Annotated in this window: 15 protein-coding genes; 8 read left to right on the top strand and 7 right to left on the bottom strand. The window is 63.6% G+C overall.

What is annotated here, in order from left to right:
• Positions 1–88: 88 nt before the first annotated feature.
• Positions 89–994, bottom strand: a complete 906-nt coding sequence (locus KO516_RS06115; RefSeq protein ID WP_216002910.1) for a LysR family transcriptional regulator — start codon at positions 992–994, stop codon at positions 89–91.
• A 166-nt stretch (positions 995–1,160) separates the two neighbouring features.
• On the opposite strand from KO516_RS06115, the gene KO516_RS06110 reads away from it, so the two are divergent.
• The 3 genes from KO516_RS06110 to ccmE all read left to right on the top strand — a co-directional run bounded on the left by KO516_RS06110 (position 1,161) and on the right by ccmE (position 6,005).
• Positions 1,161–4,589, top strand: a complete 3,429-nt coding sequence (locus KO516_RS06110; RefSeq protein ID WP_216002909.1) for an indolepyruvate ferredoxin oxidoreductase family protein — start codon at positions 1,161–1,163, stop codon at positions 4,587–4,589.
• 65 nt (positions 4,590–4,654) lie between these two features.
• Positions 4,655–5,467, top strand: a complete 813-nt coding sequence (gene murI, locus KO516_RS06105) for a glutamate racemase (RefSeq protein ID WP_216002908.1) — start codon at positions 4,655–4,657, stop codon at positions 5,465–5,467.
• A gap of 88 nt (positions 5,468–5,555) precedes the next feature.
• Positions 5,556–6,005, top strand: coding sequence for a cytochrome c maturation protein CcmE (ccmE, locus tag KO516_RS06100; protein ID WP_216002907.1), 450 nt, complete (start codon positions 5,556–5,558; stop codon positions 6,003–6,005).
• Positions 6,006–6,062: 57 nt separating this feature from the next.
• On the opposite strand, the gene grxD is transcribed toward ccmE, so the two are convergent.
• The 3 genes from grxD to xth form a co-directional block, all read right to left on the bottom strand.
• On the bottom strand, positions 6,063–6,425 hold the full coding sequence (grxD, locus tag KO516_RS06095; protein WP_216002906.1) for a Grx4 family monothiol glutaredoxin: 363 nt from the start codon (positions 6,423–6,425) through the stop codon (positions 6,063–6,065).
• 72 nt (positions 6,426–6,497) lie between these two features.
• Positions 6,498–6,740 carry a BolA/IbaG family iron-sulfur metabolism protein gene (locus tag KO516_RS06090; protein WP_216002905.1) on the bottom strand — a complete coding sequence of 81 codons (243 nt, stop codon included), beginning with the start codon at positions 6,738–6,740 and terminating at the stop codon, positions 6,498–6,500.
• A gap of 79 nt (positions 6,741–6,819) precedes the next feature.
• Positions 6,820–7,599, bottom strand: coding sequence for an exodeoxyribonuclease III (gene xth, locus KO516_RS06085; RefSeq protein ID WP_216002904.1), 780 nt, complete (start codon positions 7,597–7,599; stop codon positions 6,820–6,822).
• Between the two features lie 325 nt (positions 7,600–7,924).
• Here xth and KO516_RS06080 point away from each other — a divergent pair, with 325 nt between their 5' ends.
• From KO516_RS06080 to KO516_RS06070, 3 genes are all read left to right on the top strand, one after another.
• Positions 7,925–8,443 (top strand): DUF6749 family protein, encoded by a 519-nt coding sequence (locus tag KO516_RS06080; RefSeq protein ID WP_216002903.1) that lies wholly within the window; start codon positions 7,925–7,927, stop codon positions 8,441–8,443.
• A gap of 120 nt (positions 8,444–8,563) precedes the next feature.
• Positions 8,564–9,616: a hypothetical protein gene (locus KO516_RS06075; protein WP_216002902.1), complete on the top strand. Its 1,053-nt coding sequence runs from the start codon at positions 8,564–8,566 to the stop codon at positions 9,614–9,616.
• Between the two features lie 69 nt (positions 9,617–9,685).
• Positions 9,686–10,282: an inner membrane-spanning protein YciB gene (locus tag KO516_RS06070; RefSeq protein WP_216002901.1), complete on the top strand. Its 597-nt coding sequence runs from the start codon at positions 9,686–9,688 to the stop codon at positions 10,280–10,282.
• 38 nt (positions 10,283–10,320) lie between these two features.
• On the opposite strand, the gene KO516_RS06065 is transcribed toward KO516_RS06070, so the two are convergent.
• The 3 genes from KO516_RS06065 to KO516_RS06055 all read right to left on the bottom strand — a co-directional run bounded on the left by KO516_RS06065 (position 10,321) and on the right by KO516_RS06055 (position 13,999).
• A complete protein-coding gene (locus KO516_RS06065; RefSeq protein WP_216002900.1) occupies positions 10,321–11,622 on the bottom strand; it encodes an MFS transporter in 1,302 nt (433 codons plus the stop codon).
• A gap of 315 nt (positions 11,623–11,937) precedes the next feature.
• Entirely contained in the window at positions 11,938–12,585 is a 648-nt protein-coding gene (locus KO516_RS06060; protein WP_216002899.1) for a pseudouridine synthase, read from the bottom strand.
• Between the two features lie 40 nt (positions 12,586–12,625).
• Positions 12,626–13,999: an L-serine ammonia-lyase gene (locus KO516_RS06055; RefSeq protein ID WP_216002898.1), complete on the bottom strand. Its 1,374-nt coding sequence runs from the start codon at positions 13,997–13,999 to the stop codon at positions 12,626–12,628.
• Between the two features lie 201 nt (positions 14,000–14,200).
• On the opposite strand from KO516_RS06055, the gene rpiA reads away from it, so the two are divergent.
• Both rpiA and KO516_RS06045 read left to right on the top strand, forming a co-directional pair.
• A complete protein-coding gene (rpiA, locus tag KO516_RS06050; RefSeq protein ID WP_216002897.1) occupies positions 14,201–14,983 on the top strand; it encodes a ribose-5-phosphate isomerase RpiA in 783 nt (260 codons plus the stop codon).
• A gap of 101 nt (positions 14,984–15,084) precedes the next feature.
• Entirely contained in the window at positions 15,085–16,536 is a 1,452-nt protein-coding gene (locus tag KO516_RS06045; RefSeq protein WP_216002896.1) for an FAD-dependent oxidoreductase, read from the top strand.
• The last annotated feature ends 21 nt before the right edge of the window (positions 16,537–16,557 follow it).

Genomic DNA, 16,557 nt, shown 5'->3' with positions numbered 1-16,557 from the left:
CGGTTCTGAGTCGCACAAGGCACAACATGCCGCAAAGGTGTCATTTCCGCTATGACTGTGGCGCAAGTCTCACACCTTTAGGGAGAGTTCAGTCCGCTCCCATCGCCCTAAGTTGCCTGCGATGCGAAAAGATTTCGTCCTGAACAAAATCGCGGAAGGCCGAGACTCGTTTGGAATGGCGCAGCTCTTCGGGGTAGGCCAGAAACACCGGCACCTCGTTGCTTTCGATTTCGGGCAGCACGCGCACGACGTTCGGGAAATCCTCGATGATGTAATCGGGCAGCACGCCGATCCCCAGATTCGCGACCACCGCCTGCAGCACGCCGAAGTAGTTGTTCACCGTCAGCGCCGTCTTGATGTCATAGGTCAGCAGTTCCTGCACCATCAGCTTGCCAGCCGCGACCTGAGAGGACGCCGGGTTCTGGCAGATCAGCCGGTGCTTTGCCAGATCGTCAAGCGTTTCGGGCACGCTGCGCTGCGCGAGATATTCAGGGGTGGCATACATGCGCATGCGGATCGACATCAGCCGTTTGCGGATCAGATCGGCCTGCGAGGGCTCTTTCATCCGGATCGCCACGTCGGCCTCGCGCATCGGCAGGTCGAGCACGCGCTCTTCGAGCATCAGGTCGATCTTGAGATCGGGGTATTTCTCGTAAAGCTTGGTCAGGCGCGGGGCCAGCCACAGCACGCCGAAGCCATGGGTCGTGGTGACCTTGAGCTCGCCGAACACCTCTTCCTCGCTGTCGCGGATGCGCGCGGTGGCCGCGTCGATGCGTTTGACCATGCTGGCGGTGGCGTCGAACAGCAGCTCGCCCTGTTCGGTGAGAATCAGGCCGCGGGCATGCCGGTGGAACAGCGTGGTATTGAGCGATTCCTCCAGCGCGCGGATTTGCCGCGAGACGGCCGATTGCGACAGATGCAGCGCATCCCCCGCATGGGTCAGGCTTCCCGCATCAGCGACAGCATGAAAGATTCTTAGCTTGTCCCAGTCCATCACGTTTTCCAATCCCGCTCGCGCGACTTGTATACGACACAAAGGGTGAATGGGAACCGTCACTTTCCGGGGCATCAGTATAGGTGCAAAAAATCCCTAGGAGGGTCAGCGATTTTGACCTATTATGAGGGTCAATTGCCCATGCAATGAGCGACGGGAGGCGCCCATGACCAAGCAATCCATATCCCTCGATGACCGTTTCAATCTTGAAAAATCCCCGGTGCTGTTGAACGGCACGCAGGCGCTGGTTCGGCTGATGCTGATCCAGAAGGCGCGCGACGTTACTGCCGGGCTAAACACCGCTGGCTATTGTACCGGCTATCGCGGCTCTCCGCTGGGGTCGGTCGACATTCAGATGCGGCGGGCGCAGAAATACCTCGATGCCGCCGACATCCGCTTTCAGGAAGGCCTGAACGAAGATCTGGCCGCCACCGCGCTCTGGGGCTCGCAACAGGCCGAACTGCGCGGCGAAGGGCGCTATGATGGCGTGTTCGGGCTGTGGTACGGCAAGGGGCCGGGGGTCGATCGATCCGGCGACGTGATGCGCCATGCCAATATGGCGGGCACCTCGAAACATGGCGGCGTCATCATGGCGCTGGGGGACGATCATACCGGCGAAAGCTCGACGGTGCTGCACCAGTCGGAATGGGCGCTGGTCGATACCTATATGCCGGTGGTGTCGCCAGCGGGGGTGCAGGAGATCCTTGATTACGGCGTCTATGCCTGGGCGCTGTCGCGCTTTGCCGGGGTCTGGGTCGGTCTCAATACCATGAAGGATACGGTCGAGGCGACGGCGGTGGTCGATGGCCGCCCGGATCGCATGTCGCTGGTGGTGCCCGACTTCGACATGCCCGAGGGCGGGCTGAACATCCGGCTCGGCGACACGCCCCACGCGCAGGAAAAGCGCATCATCGATTACAAACGCTTTGCCGCCGAGGCGTTTTCCCATGCCAACCGCATGGACAAGCGCATGTGGGGCAAGCCGGGGGCCAAGATCGGCTTTGTCGCGGCGGGCAAGAACTGGCTCGATCTGCTGCACGCGCTGTCCTTGCTGGGCATCGACGAAGCCGAGGCCGAGCGGCTGGGCCTCACCACCTACAAGGTCGGGCAGACCTTTCCGCTGGACATGCTGGGCTTTCACGACTGGGCCGAAGGGCTGGACCTGATCGTGGTGGTCGAGGAAAAGCGCAAGCTGATCGAAATTCAGGTCAAGGAAGCGATCTTTGACGACCGCCGCGGCCGGCGCGTCTATGGCTGGCACATTGGCGGCGGCGCGGGGTCCATGCACGGGCCGGAATTGTTCCCGACGCAGGGCGCGCTGGATCCGATCATGATCGCAGAGCGGCTCGGCAAGATCCTGCTTGACGAAGGGCGCGGCACGGATCGCATCAAGGCCGGTCTGCAATCGATTGAACAGGCTAGGAAATCTGACAACGCGCCCGAGATCGCGGCGCGGTTGCCGTATTTCTGTTCGGGCTGCCCGCATAATACATCGACCAAGCTGCCCGAGGGCGCGCGCGCCTATGCCGGCATCGGCTGCCATTACATGGTGCAATGGATGGACCGTGAGACCACCGGTTTTACCCATATGGGGGCCGAGGGCGCCAACTGGATCGGCGAAGCGCCGTTTTCCACAAGAAACCATGTGTTTCAGAACCTTGGCGATGGAACTTACAACCATTCCGGCTCGCTTGCGATCCGTGCGGCGCTGGCCGCGGGCACCAATATCACCTACAAGATCCTCTATAACGACGCCGTCGCCATGACCGGCGGTCAGCCCAACGAGGGCGGGCTGACGGCGGATCGCATCGCCCGCGAATTGCTGGCGATGGGGGTCAAACACCTTGTCGTGGTCTATGACGAAAAGGAAGAGGTCGACTTTAGCCGCTTTCCGCAAGGCATTGAAAAACATGAACGCGCCGAGATGCAGGCGGTGCAGGAGCGCTGCTCAAAAATCCCCGGTGTGAGCGCGATCCTGTATATCCAGACCTGCGCCGCCGAAAAGCGCCGCCGCCGCAAGCGTGGCAAGTTCCCAGACCCGGACCAGCGCGTGTTCATCAACACCGATGTCTGTGAGGGCTGCGGAGATTGTGGGGTGCAATCGAATTGTGTGTCCATCGTGCCGGTGGAAACCGAACTGGGACGCAAGCGGGCCATCGACCAGTCGAGCTGCAACAAGGATTTCTCTTGCCTCAAGGGGTCTTGCCCGTCCTTCGTAACCTTGAATGGGGCAAAGATCCGCAAGGGGGAAACCGCCGCGCTGGATCTGCCAGACATGCCATTGCCACAGCTGCCGGTGATAAAGGGCACCCATAACGTGGTGATCACCGGCGTTGGCGGCACCGGCGTTGTCACCATCGGCGCGGTGCTGGCGCAGGCGGCGCAGGTCGCCGGGCTTGGCGCGGGGATGATGGAAATGGCAGGCCTCGCGCAGAAAGGCGGCGCGGTGCATATCCATTTGCGGCTGGCCAACCGCCCCGAAGACATCAGCGCCGTGCGCGTCGCCATTGGCGAGGCGGATGCGCTGATCGGCGGCGATCTGGTGGTCAGCGCCGGGTCAAAGACGCTTGGCCTCACCCGGACCGGGCGCACCGGCGCGGTGGTCAACGCCCATGAGAGCGTCACCGGCGAATTCACCCGCAACCCGGAGTTCCACATTCCCAACGACCGGCTGAAGCTGTCGCTGGAGGCGCGGCTGCAAGAGCGCGTGGCGCTGTTCGATGCCACCGAGCTGGCGCGGATCACCATGGGGGATTCGATCTTTTCCAATATGATGATCCTTGGTGCGGCGTGGCAGCAGGGGCTGGTGCCTTTGCCGCATGACGCCATCGGCGAGGCGATCCGCCTCAACGGGACGGCGGTGGACAAGAACCTGCGCGCCTTCGAGATCGGCCGCTGGGCAATGCTGCACCCGGAGCAGGCCAGCCGCATGGTGACGCCGACGCCGACGGTGACGGGCGAACCCAAGACCACCGAGGAGAAGATCACCTATCGCGAGGCCCACCTGACGCGCTACCAGAACCGGCGTCTTGCGCGCCGCTTCCGCGCCATGCTGACGCCGATCAAAGATGAGCCGCTGCGCGAGGCGGTCGCCAAGGGGTACCACAAGCTGTTGTCCTACAAGGACGAGTACGAGGTGGCCCGTCTGCATCTGGAAACCCGCGACAAGGCAAAGCAGGCCTTTGAAGACGGCTTCGAGATGCAGTTCCACCTTGCGCCGCCGCTGCTGAGCAAGATCGGCTCGGACGGGCGGCCGGTCAAACGGACCTATGGCGAGGGGATGCTGCGCGCCTTTGGCCTGCTGGCAAGGCTGAAATTCCTGCGCGGCACGCCGCTGGACCCGTTCGGGCGCACCGCCGAGCGGCGCATGGAACGGGCGCTGATCACCCAGTACGAACAGGACATGGCCGAGGCGCTGCCCCTGCTGACGCCTGAGACCCGCGATGCGATCCTTGCGCTGGCTCTGCTGCCGCTACAGATCCGCGGCTTTGGCCCGGTCAAGGAGGCCAACGAACGCGAGGCCGCCAAGCGGCGCGAAGAGCTGCTGGCGGTGATCCGCGCCGGGGGCAGCGGCATGGCGCGCGCTGCCGAGTAGGTGGCAATGGATTCTCCTGCCGAAGCCTCGTAAGAACGATGCGAGGCAAGGCAGGAGATGCGCCCATGGCGGTTGGTGTGTTCGATTCGGGGCTGGGCGGGCTGACCGTTCTGGACAAGGTGCAAAAGCGTCTGCCGGATGTGCCCTTTGTCTATTTCGCTGACAGCGCCCATGCGCCTTATGGCGTGCGCGATGCGGATGATATTTACGAGCTGACCACCAAGGCGGTGGAACGGCTGTGGGAGGCGGGCTGCGATCTGGTGATTCTGGCCTGCAACACCGCCAGCGCCGCGGCGCTGCGCCGAATGCAGGAAAACTGGATACCGCGCGACAAGCGGGTACTGGGCGTGTTCGTGCCGCTGATCGAGGCGATGACCCAGCGCCAGTGGGGTGACAATTCGCCGCCCCGCGAGGTTGGCGTGCAGCACGTGGCGCTGTTCGCGACCCCGGCCACGGTGCGCAGCCGCGCCTTTCAGCGCGAGTTGGCGTTTCGCGCCATTGGCGTCGATGTCGAGGCGCAAGCCTGCGGCGGGCTGGTCGATGCCATCGAGGAAGGCGACATGATCCTTGCCGAGGCGCTGGTGCGCAGCCATGTCGACGCGCTGTTGCGCAAGATGCCCAAGCCGCAGGCGGCGATCCTTGGCTGCACCCATTACCCGCTGATGGAGGATATCTTTCAGGACGCGCTGGGGCCCGATGTTACGGTCTATTCGCAGGCCAATCTCGTGGCCGAGTCGCTGGCCGACTATCTGGCGCGCCATCCGGCCATGCTGGGCACTGGCAGCGAGGCGATGTTCCTGACCACCGGCGATCCGCGCAAGGTCTCGGGTCATGCCACACGGTTCCTGCGGCGCGAAATCACATTTCGCGCGGCTTGATCCCGGTCACAGACCGGTGGCGCGACCAAAGCCATATTGACTCGTGAACGGGGGATACCCGACAAAATCCGCCCAAGGAGGACTGCCCATGTCGCTCAGATCGCTGAAAAAGCAACGCCGGATTCAGGTGATCGCGCTGGCCGTGGTGGCCTTGGCCGTGTCCAGCGGGCTGATCGGCTATGCGATGCGCGATGGCATCAACTATTTCCGCTCGCCCAGTCAGGTGATGGAGACACCGCCCAGCCCGAACGAGACCTTCCGCATCGGCGGGCTGGTTGAGATCGGCTCGGTGGTGCGCGGCGACGGGCACGAGGTGCGCTTTGTGGTGACCGATGGCGGTGCCAGCGTGCCGGTGGTGTTTGCCGGGGTACTGCCGGATCTGTTTGCCGAAAATCAGGGCGTGGTCGGCACCGGGCAATATATCGACGGCGTGTTCCGCGCGTCGGAAATCCTCGCCAAGCATGACGAGACCTACATGCCCAAAGAGGTCATCGACGCGCTGAAGGAACAGGGCGTCGATGAAGAGCCCAACAGCTGACCTCGCCGCGAGCGGGCCAGAAAAAAGCCCCCCGCGCTGCGGAGGGCTTTCAAGGTCTCAGGCGTTGGCTTCGCGGATCTTTTCCGCGGCGTCCTTGTCGTAGGTGACGCCGCTGTCCTCGAACAGCTTGTCAAGCTCGCCAGACAGGGTCATCTCGGTGATGATGTCGCAGCCGCCGACGAATTCGCCCTTGATGTAAAGCTGCGGAATCGTCGGCCAGTCGGAATAATCCTTGATGCCCTGACGGATGCCGTCATCCGCCAGCACGTTCACATCGTGGAATTCCACGCCCATGTAATTCAGCACGCCTGCGACGCGGCTGGAAAAGCCGCATTGCGGCATCGACTTGGTGCCTTTCATGAACAGCACAACATCGTTGGCCTTCACGGTGTCTTCGATCGTCGTCTTTGCGTCGGTCATGTCATTCTCCGGTCTCGGGGGCAGGCGGCAAGCCGCTGCGTCGTGTTGGGACAAGCAAGGGGCGGGCCAGGCTTATTCGGGGGCCTTGGTGGTCAGCGCAAGGGCGTGCAATTCGCCGTTGTTGCCATCCATCTTGCCCTTCAGCGCGGCGTAGACCGCGCGCTGCTGCTGGACACGGTTCTTGCCACGAAAGCTCTCGTCGATGACCTCGGCGGCGTAATGGTTTCCGTCGCCTGCAAGGTCGGTAATGGTGACGCGTGCCTCGGGGAAGGCAGCCTTGATCAGCTGCTCGATCTCCGTCGCTTCGATGGCCATTGCGTGGGTACTCCGCTATCTGTCCTGTCGATTCAGATGTAAGCGCCACAAGGCCGGGGCGCAAGCGGTGCGCCGCTGCTCAGCAGGCCAGTCTGACCCAGACCGGCACGTGATCCGACGGTTTGTCGCGCCCGCGAATATCCTTGTCGATCGCCACCTCTTCGAGCAGGTCGGCGGCCTGCGGGGTCATCAGCAGGTGATCGATGCGGATGCCATTGTTCCGCTGCCACGCACCGGCCTGATAATCCCAGAAGCTGTAATGCCCCGCGCCGGGGTGAGTGCTGCGAAACGCTTCGGTGAAGCCAAGGTTCAGGATGCGGCGAAAGGCGGCGCGGGTCTGCGGCAGGTACAGCGCGTCCTCAAGCCAGGCTTCCGGTTTGGCAGCGTCTTCGGCTTGCGGGATGACGTTGTAATCGCCGGCCATGATGGCGGGCATCTCGTCCTTCAACAGCTGGCGTGCGCGGGTTTCGAGCCTGTCCATCCACGCCAGCTTGTAATCGTATTTCGGCCCCGGCGCCGGGTTGCCGTTGGGCAGGTACAGCCCGCACAGCCGCACGGCCTGCGTGCCGATCACCGTCGCCTCGATCCAGCGCGCCTGCTCGTCGCTGTCATCACCGGGCAGGCCGCGGGTGACATCCTCGAGCGGCAGTTTCGACAGGATCGCGACCCCGTTGAAGCCTTTCTGGCCGTGGGTTTCCACCTGCCAGCCGAGATCTTCGAAATGGGCGCGGGGGAAGCCCTCGTCGACCGACTTGATTTCCTGAAGCAGCGCGACGTCGGGCGCGGCCTCGTTCAGCCAGTCGGTGAGGGCCTCGATGCGGGCCTTGATGCCGTTGATGTTGAAGGTTGCGATCTTCATGGGGCCCTCCGCGATGTCGCAAACCCTATCGCCGATGCGCGGCTCGGGGGCAAGGGCGCGACGGTTCAGAGGTGTGATTCGCAGGGTAACGTAGCGTTAGATTGGACAAATCTCGACCTGAAAACAGGCCGCAAAACTTTATCCACAGAAATTATCATTCTGTGGGGAAGGATGATTTTTGTTTTTTACTCGCCTTCTGGCAGTTTCACTGCATGTGGAGAACCTGTGTATAATTCAACCTATGGAAGAAACCATATTGTCAGAAACCCGTTAAAAAAGAAACCCTGAACCCACCTGAACAATTCAGTCAATCAAGGGGTTCCCAATGTCCGCAGTACTCAAGCAGCTGGTTTCTGAAGAAATCGTTGATGTTTTCGGTGCAGATGCCTTTTCCGGCGATGCCGTCGAAATGGTCACGTCCTGTGCCCGTCCGATGAGCGCAATCGACCTGTTTTGCGGCAATGCCGTCGAGATGGCCACGTCCTGCGCCGCCCCGTCCGAGCTGACCTCGGCCTTCACCTCCTGCGCCGCCCCGTCCGAGCTGACCTCGGCCTTCACCTCCTGCGCCGCGCCGGCTGGGCTTGAAGCCACCGCAACCAGCTGCGCCGTGATCTCTGAGCTGACCTCGGCCTTCACCTCCTGCGCCACGCCGGTCGGCCTTGAAGCCACCGCCACCAGCTGCGCCGTGACCTCCGAGCTGACCTCGGCCTTCACCTCCTGCGCCACTCCGGCTGGGCTTGAAGCCACCGCCACCAGCTGCGCCGTGAGCGCCGAGCTGACCGCGACCGCCACCTCCTGCGCGGCTCCCGCCGAGCTGAGCGCCACCGCGACCAGCTGCGCCTGAGCGCTCCCCGCTGCGGGCGCCCTGTCGGGCGAGGCGCTCGCAAGCCATTCAGGGTGCAGTCACGGCTGCACCCTGCCAGCCCCGAGATTTCAGCCAAAAGTTCCCGCCCGGAGGTTCGCCATGAGCAACGTCATCGCCCTTCGTCCGCAGCCCGCGCCCCGACATGAAGACGGCCTTCACGCGCTGCTGGACAGTTTTGCCAACCACCGCAGGCGGCAGGAGGACGCGTTCTGGCTCAAGGAAAACGCCGAGCTTCTGAACATCCTGGAATGCACCGGCACCGCGGTGCCGCGCGCGGCGCTTGAGGTGCACGCGGGGTTTCTCGCCGGGGCCGAAGAGCGCATGGCCTTCTTCCCGCAATATTATCGCTTCTTGTTGTCCATGGTGCTCGATCTCGAAGATCTGGGCATGGGCGGCGACATCGGCGCGCGGCTTTGTGCCACCGCGCAGCGCGACGACCTTGCCGGGGCCGAGCTGTCGGACCTTCAGCGCATGGAAGCGCGCCGGCTGCTCGCACGGCGCGGTTTTCAGGCGTCGGACGATGCCGGGCTCGAGGATCGGCTGCGCGCTTTCTGCGCTCGCAACGCCACCTTCACGCTGCCCAACAAGAAGGCCGCCTACGAGCTGACCCATATCGTCTATTACCTTGGCGAATATGGCCGCCGCGACCCGCAGCTGGACGCGCGCGCCATCACCAGCCTGCATTTCGCCGGCAACCTCGCGTTCCTCGAGCAAAATTCCGACCTGCTGTCCGAGATCTGCATCGCGCTGCGCCACGCGGGCGAAACCCCGCCGCCGCTCTGGACGGCCTGGCTCGAGCGCGAAACCCAGATGTTCACCGTCGAGACCAGCGATCACGTTAACATCGCCGATGATTATCACGATTACCTCGTGTGCCACTGGCACGCGGCGGTGGCGGGGGGCGTGGCCTTCCGCAAGCCGCAGGCTGCCGGGCGGATGGGCTTTACCCGTGCGCCGCGGGCCACGCCGCTGCGCGAGTTATCCGAGGCGCTTTATGCCGAAGGGGCGGAGCGCCGGGCGGACTGGCCGGTCATGCGCGCGCGCGTCGAGGGGCGCCTGTCGGCGCAGGCGATGCAGGTGCTGGACATGCTGGCCGGGCAATCAGAGCATTTCGACGCTTTCTTCGAGGGCTTTTCCCGCGCCGCACAGTGAGCGCGCGCCATTGAGAAGCCCCGCCGCAGGGGCTATCTGACTCCGGACCCACAGGCCCGGAGACACCCCATGACGGCGAAACAGATCACCCCTTTCCTGAAACCGGCGCTGGAGATCGGCCCCATCGTGGTGTTCTTCGCCGCCTATGTTCTGCTCAAGGACAAGATCTTTGACATCGGTGGCACCGAATACGAGGGCTTCATCCTTGTGACCGCCGGGTTCATCCCGCTGATGCTGATCAGCACGGCGCTGCTGTGGAAGCTGACCGGGCACCTGTCGCCGATGCAGATCGTCACGGCGGTGCTGATCGTGGTGTTCGGCGGGCTGTCGGTCTGGCTCAACGACGAGCGCTTCTTCAAGATGAAGCCGACGCTGATCTACCTGCTGTTCGGCGCTGCGCTGGGGATCGGCCTGCTGCGCGGCGAAAGCTGGCTGCGCAAGGTGATGGAAGGGGTGATGCCGCTTCAGCACGAGGGCTGGATGATCCTCACCCGCCGGGTCTGCGCGTTCTTCTTCGGTCTGGCGCTGCTCAACGAGGTGATCTGGCGAAATTTCCCGACCGAGACATGGGTCTATTTCAAGACCTTCGGCCTGACCGCGGCAATCTTTGCGTTCTTCATGACGCAGGGCGGATTGTTCAAGAAATACGGTATCGAAAAGGAATAGGAAAACGGCGGCCTCAAGGGGCCGCCGTTCTTCTTTGCTCAGACCTTGCCGCGTCCGCTGGCAAAGATGCAGGCCAGCGTGATCAGCGCCGCGATCAGGACGTAATACCCGACATAAGCGATGCCATAGGTCGATTGCAGGTAGGTCGCGATATAGGGAGCCAGCGAGGCCCCGACGATGCCCGCGAAGTTGAAGGTCAGCGACGAGCCGGTATAGCGCACCCGGGTCGGGAAGGGGGCCGCCAGCGCGGTGCCGATCAGCCCGTAGGTCATGCCCATCAGCGCCATGCCAAGGGTGATGAAGATCATGATCCGGACCTCGTTCTCGACCATGAGCACCGGCACGAGAAAGGAGAACGCTGCAATGGCGAGCGTCGTTGCGACCAAGACTTCGCGCCGTCCGAACCGCTCTGCGGTCTTGCCCGCGACCGGAATGAACAGGCCGAAGATCACTGCGCCCCAGATCTGGATCGCCAGCGCGTCGGTGAAGGGGATCTTCACGACCTTGACGTTATAGCTCAGCAGGTAGGCGGTGCTGATGTAGAACAGCACAAAGGTCGCCAGCGCCACGAAGGTGCCAAGGAAAAGCGAGACCTTGTGCTTGCTGAAGATCTCGACAACCGGCACGGCGACGCGCTCTTCATTGTCGATGGCCTTCTGGAAATCGGGGGTCTCGGTGATCGACAGGCGTACCCAGAGTCCGACGATGATCAGCAGCAGGGAGGCCAGAAACGGAATCCGCCAGCCCCAGCTTTCCAGCGCTTCCTCGGGCATGAATTGCAACAGCACCCAGAACATGCCCGAAGACAGGAACAGGCCCAGCGGCGCGCCAAGCTGAGGGAACATGCCGTACCAGTTCTTCTTGCCCTCGGGGGCGTTCTCTGTCGCCATCAGCACCGCGCCGCCCCACTCGCCACCAAGACCAAAGCCCTGTCCAAAGCGGCACAGCGCCAGCAACAGAGGCGCGACGATGCCGATTTGCTCGTAGGTCGGCAGCAGGCCGATGATGACGGTCGAGATGCCCATGGTGAGCAGCGCCGCGACAAGCGTCGCCTTGCGCCCGATGCGGTCACCAAAATGCCCGAAAACCACCGCGCCCAACGGGCGGGCGAAGAAGGCGATCGAGAAGGTCGCAAACGAGGCGAGCAGGGCGGTCATCGCGTCGGCGCCGGGGAAAAACAGCTGGGGGAAGACCAGCACGGCCGCAGTCGCGTAGACGTAAAAGTCGAAGAACTCGATGGTTGTGCCAACAAGGCTCGCCGTCAGGACTTTTGCGGGGGAATTGAGCGCGGGCGCGCGTGGCGGCGCCGCCGTTTCAGCATCGGCGCTGGAATAGGACATTTTATTTCGTTTCCGTTCGGATCTTGGACATAATTTTCGTGGTGACCGCCCGGTTACCGCGAACAGCGCGCGGAGTCAGCGCATCGAGCCTTGCTCATTTGGCAGGGCGGACATGCATTTTTCGCATGCCGAGGCGTCCTTGCGTGATCGTCGAAGGCAGAGGGGGCCAGCCCCCCGCGCTGCGCGCGCCCCCCGGGATACTTTAGGCCAGAAGAAACCGGGGCGCGGCGCTCCTGACTTCTTCTGGCCTGAAATATCCCCGCCGGAGGCATCCGGCATATCAATTCATACGGACCGCCGGGACGTGCAACTGCGTCAAAAAGGAGCCTTTACCCGAAACTTGACGCCCGCTCCGCCGTCGGGGTGATGCAATCGCAGTTCTTCGGCATGCAGCATCATACGTGGATATTCGGCTGCGCTCATTGGCGCATAGAACGGATCGCCCAGGATTGGGTGACCAAGCGCCAGCATGTGAACCCGCAGCTGGTGGCTGCGGCCGGTCAGCGGGTGTAGTCTGACGCGGGTTTCCTCATCGGAGCTCTTCAGCACGCGCCAGTCGGTGAGTGCGGGCTTGCCGGTCTCGTGGCAGACCTTTTGCAGGGGCCGGTTCGGCCAGTCGACGATCAGCGGCAGATCGACGGTGCCGGTCTTTGGTTCAAGCTTACCGGCGAGGCGGGCGATGTAGGTCTTCTTCGTGCGCCGTTCTTCGAACTGGCGGCCGAGGTGGCGCTGAGCGTGCTCGGTCAGGCCAAAGACCATCACGCCCGACGTGTCGCGATCGAGCCGGTGCACGAGCCGCACCGTCGGAAAGATCCGTTCCAGCCGCGCGATCAGGCAGTCGGCCAGCTCTGGCCCCTTGCCGGGCACCGACAGCAGCCCGGCGGGCTTGTCGACCAGCAAAAGCTCGTGGTCGTGGTGCAGGACGGAAATGTCCCCCTGGGGCGGATCGTAGGTGCTGCTCATGCGGGGGACTTATGCGGGGAAGGGCGCGCCGCGCAAGGGGTCAGCAGTTGGGAATGTTCACCGCGAGCCCTCCCAGCGAGGTTTCCTTGTAATGCGCATGCATGTCACGCCCGGTCTGGCGCATGGTTTCGATACAGGCATCCAGCGGCACGAGATGGGTGCCGTCTCCGCGCAGGGCGAGGCTCGCCGCCGATACCGCCTTGATCGCGCCCAGCCCGTTGCGTTCGATGCAGGGCACCTGCACGAGGCCGCGCACCGGATCGCAGGTCATGCCGAGGTGATGTTCCAGTGCGATCTCGGCGGCGTTTTCGATCTGCGCCGGGGTGCCGCCCATCACGGCGCACAGCCCGGCTGCCGCCATGGCCGCTGCGCTGCCGACTTCGGCCTGACATCCCGCTTCGGCGCCCGAGATCGAGGCGTTGTATTTGACCAGACCGCCGATGGCGGCGGCGGTCAGCAGAAATTCGGGAACCTGTGTCGACATCGCGCCGGGAACGAAATCCAGCCAGTAGCGGATCACTGAGGGCACCACGCCCGCCGCGCCGTTGGTCGGCGCGGTGACAACCTGACCCATCGCGGCGTTCTCTTCGTTGACCGCCATGGCGTAGCAGCTCATCCAGTCGTTGATCACATGCGGTGCCGTCAGGTTGCGCCCGTATTCCTCGCGCAGCGCATCATGGATCGCCTTGGCGCGGCGCTTGACCTTCAGCCCGCCGGGCAGGATGCCATCGCGGCCGAGGCCGCGCGAAAGGCAGCCGTTCATCACCTCCCAGATTCGCGCCAGCCCCTCGTCAAGATGCGCGGCGGGGCGGCGCGACAGCTCATTGCGGCGCTTCATTTCGGCGATGCTCAGGCCGGAGGTCGCGGCCATCTCGAGCATTTCGGCGGCGGAGCGGAACGGGAAGGGCACCTTTGGCCCCTGATCCACGTCATCGCCCGCCGCGAGTTCGGCTTCGGTCAGCACGAAGCCGCCGCCGACCGAATAATAGGTTTCCGACAGGATCACGTCGCCCTGCGCATCCACCGCCTGTAGCATCATGCCATTGGCATGGCCCGGCAGGGCGTGATCATAGTCGAAACGCAGATCGGTGGCGGGATCGAAGGCCAGCGCGCCAAGCCCGTCGGGGGTGACCTGCTTTTCGGCGGAGATGCGCGCCATGGCGGCGTCGGCTTCGCTGGCGACATAGCCTTCGGGGGTGAAGCCGGCGAGGCCCAGAATGGTCGCCCGGTCGGTGGCATGGCCAACCCCGGTAAAGGCCAGCGAGCCGTGCAGCGAGCCCTTCAGCCCATGCGCCGAAAACGGCGCGGCGCGCAGCGTGTCGAGAAACCGCGCGGCGGCGACCATCGGCCCCATGGTGTGCGAGGACGACGGCCCGATGCCGATCTTGAACATGTCGAAGACGGAAAGAAACATGGCGCCCCTGCTGCGATCGGTTTCCCCATGCCTAGCGCGGCGGGGCGCCGTGGCACAGGACGAATGCGGCATTCCAGCGCAGGAATGCGCAATGACCCCCAAAGCCCGAGGCAATTCACGCCTTCTGCGGCGAATCCGCTATCGCGCGCTGGCGGGAGCGCCCGTATAAGGCCGCAGACACGTGGATTCTAGGAGACCATCATGACCGGAGAACTTTCGCCCATCGACAAGGCCAAATTCGTCGCTGCCAAACGTGCCGCGGCCTTTGTCGAGGATGGCATGAGGGTTGGTCTTGGCACCGGGTCCACCGCCGCGTGGCTGGTGCGCTGTCTGGGCGAGCGGGTTCGCGAAGAGGGGCTGTCCTTCAAGGGCGTGCCGACCTCGACCCGCACCGCCGATCTGGCCCGCGAGGTTGGCATCGAGGTGATCACGCTGGAAGAAGCGCGCTGGCTTGACCTGACCATCGACGGCGCAGATGAATTCGACGGCGAGCTGAACCTGATCAAGGGCGGCGGCGGGGCGCTGCTTCAGGAAAAGATCGTCGCCACCGCATCGGACCAGATGGTGGTCATCGCCGATGCCGCCAAGGAGGTCGAGACGCTCGGGGCGTTTCCGCTGCCGGTCGAGGTGATCCGGTTCGGCTGGACCGCGACGCAGGCGCTTCTGGAAGAGGCGCTGGTGTCGATGGATGTCATGAACCGCGACAGCACGCTGCGGATGAACGGCGACACGCCCTATCTGACCGACGAGGGCAATTTCATCCTTGATCTGCACCTGACACGCATCGGCGATCCGCGTCAGATGGCGCTGATCCTCAATCAGATCCCCGGTATCGTGGAAAACGGGCTATTCATCGACATCTGCGATCGGGTGGTGATCGGTTATGCCGATGGCCGGGTGGAAACCCGCGACATCAACGCAGGCACCGTCGAAGAGCACCGGATGGAATTCGCCGAAGGCGACAATCTGTTCCGCGATATCTGAGAACGGGTTTCGGCTCTGGTCCCCGGCTCTGGTCATCGACGCGGCCCTGTGGGATACCCTTGTCCGAAGCAAAGACAGTGCCAGGATACGGGAACGCGACAATGACCGACTTTGACTATGATCTCTTTGTCATCGGTGGCGGCTCTGGCGGCGTGCGCGCAGCGCGCGTTGCCGCGAGTGAGACAGGGGCCAAGGTCGCATTGGCCGAAGCGGATCGCTACGGCGGCACCTGCGTGATCCGCGGCTGTGTGCCCAAGAAGCTGATGGTCTTCGCCTCGGAATACGGCAACACCGTCTCCGACGCCGCCGGCTATGGCTGGACCTACGGCGAAGGCACGTTCGACTGGTCGGCCTTTCAGGGCAAACTCGGGGCAGAGCTCGACCGGCTTGAGGGCATCTACCGCAAGCTGCTGAGCAATGCCGGGGTCACCAGCTTTGATGCGCGCGCCAGCGTGTCAGGCCCCAACAGCGTGACCCTCTCGACCGGAGAGAGCTTTACCGCCAAGCATATCCTCATCGCCACCGGCGGGCGCCCGGTGCGCCCCGAGGTGCAAAACGCCCATCTGGGCATCGTCAGCGACGATATCTTCAACCTGCCCGAGCTGCCGAAAAGCATCCTGATCGTCGGCGGCGGCTATATCGCGTCGGAATTCGCCTGCATCCTGCACGGGCTTGGCGTCGAGGTGACGCAATTCTACCGCGGCGCGCAGATCCTGCGCGGCTTTGACGAAGAAGCGCGCGGCCTGATCTCCGACGCCATGCAGGAACGTGGCATCAAGCTGCATCTTGGCACCGACATTGTCGAGATGCGCTGCGCCACCGCCGAGGATCTGGCGGGCGAAAGCCAAGGCGCGGTGCCGATGGGCACACCGATGCACGAAGCCAGCGTCGAGTCGCCGCAAGGTGCGGACGGTCCGATCTGGGTCAAGGCGACCAACGGCGAAACCCGGGTCTTTGACCTTGTGTTCTTTGCCACCGGGCGCAAGCCGAACACCGATGGCATCGGCCTGCAAGAGGCGGGCGTGGAACTTGGCCGCAAGGGCGAGGTGATCGTGGACGAATACAGCCGCACCGCCGTGCCCTCGATCTGGGCCATTGGCGATGCCACCGACCGGGTCAACCTGACCCCGGTGGCGATCCGCGAGGGCATGGCTTTTGTCGAAACCGCCTTCAAGGACAACCCCACGCCGGTCGATCACGATCTGATCCCGTCGGCGGTGTTCACCCAGCCGGAATTCGGCACCGTGGGCCTGTCCGAGGAGGACGCCCGTGAAAAAGGCCCGATCGAGGTCTACTCGACCTCGTTCCGCCCGATGATGACCTCTTTCGCGGGGCGGCCTGACCGGGTGCTGATGAAGCTCATCGTCTGCAAGGACACCCGCCGCGTACTGGGCTGCCACATCGTGGCCCCCGGCGCTGGCGAAATGATCCAGCTTGCGGGCATCGCCATCAAGATGGGCGCCACCAAGGAAGACTTTGACCGGACCGTCGCGGTGCATCCGACCATGTCCGAAGAGATCGTTACGATGCGCAATCCGACCCGCACGGCTTGAAACCGGCGGCAGAATACACAG

Source organism: Citreicella sp. C3M06 (assembly GCF_018860705.1).
Lineage (GTDB): Bacteria > Pseudomonadota > Alphaproteobacteria > Rhodobacterales > Rhodobacteraceae > Salipiger.
The sequence above is the reverse complement of the archived record's forward strand: the minus strand, read 5'-3'. Positions and strand labels throughout refer to the sequence as shown.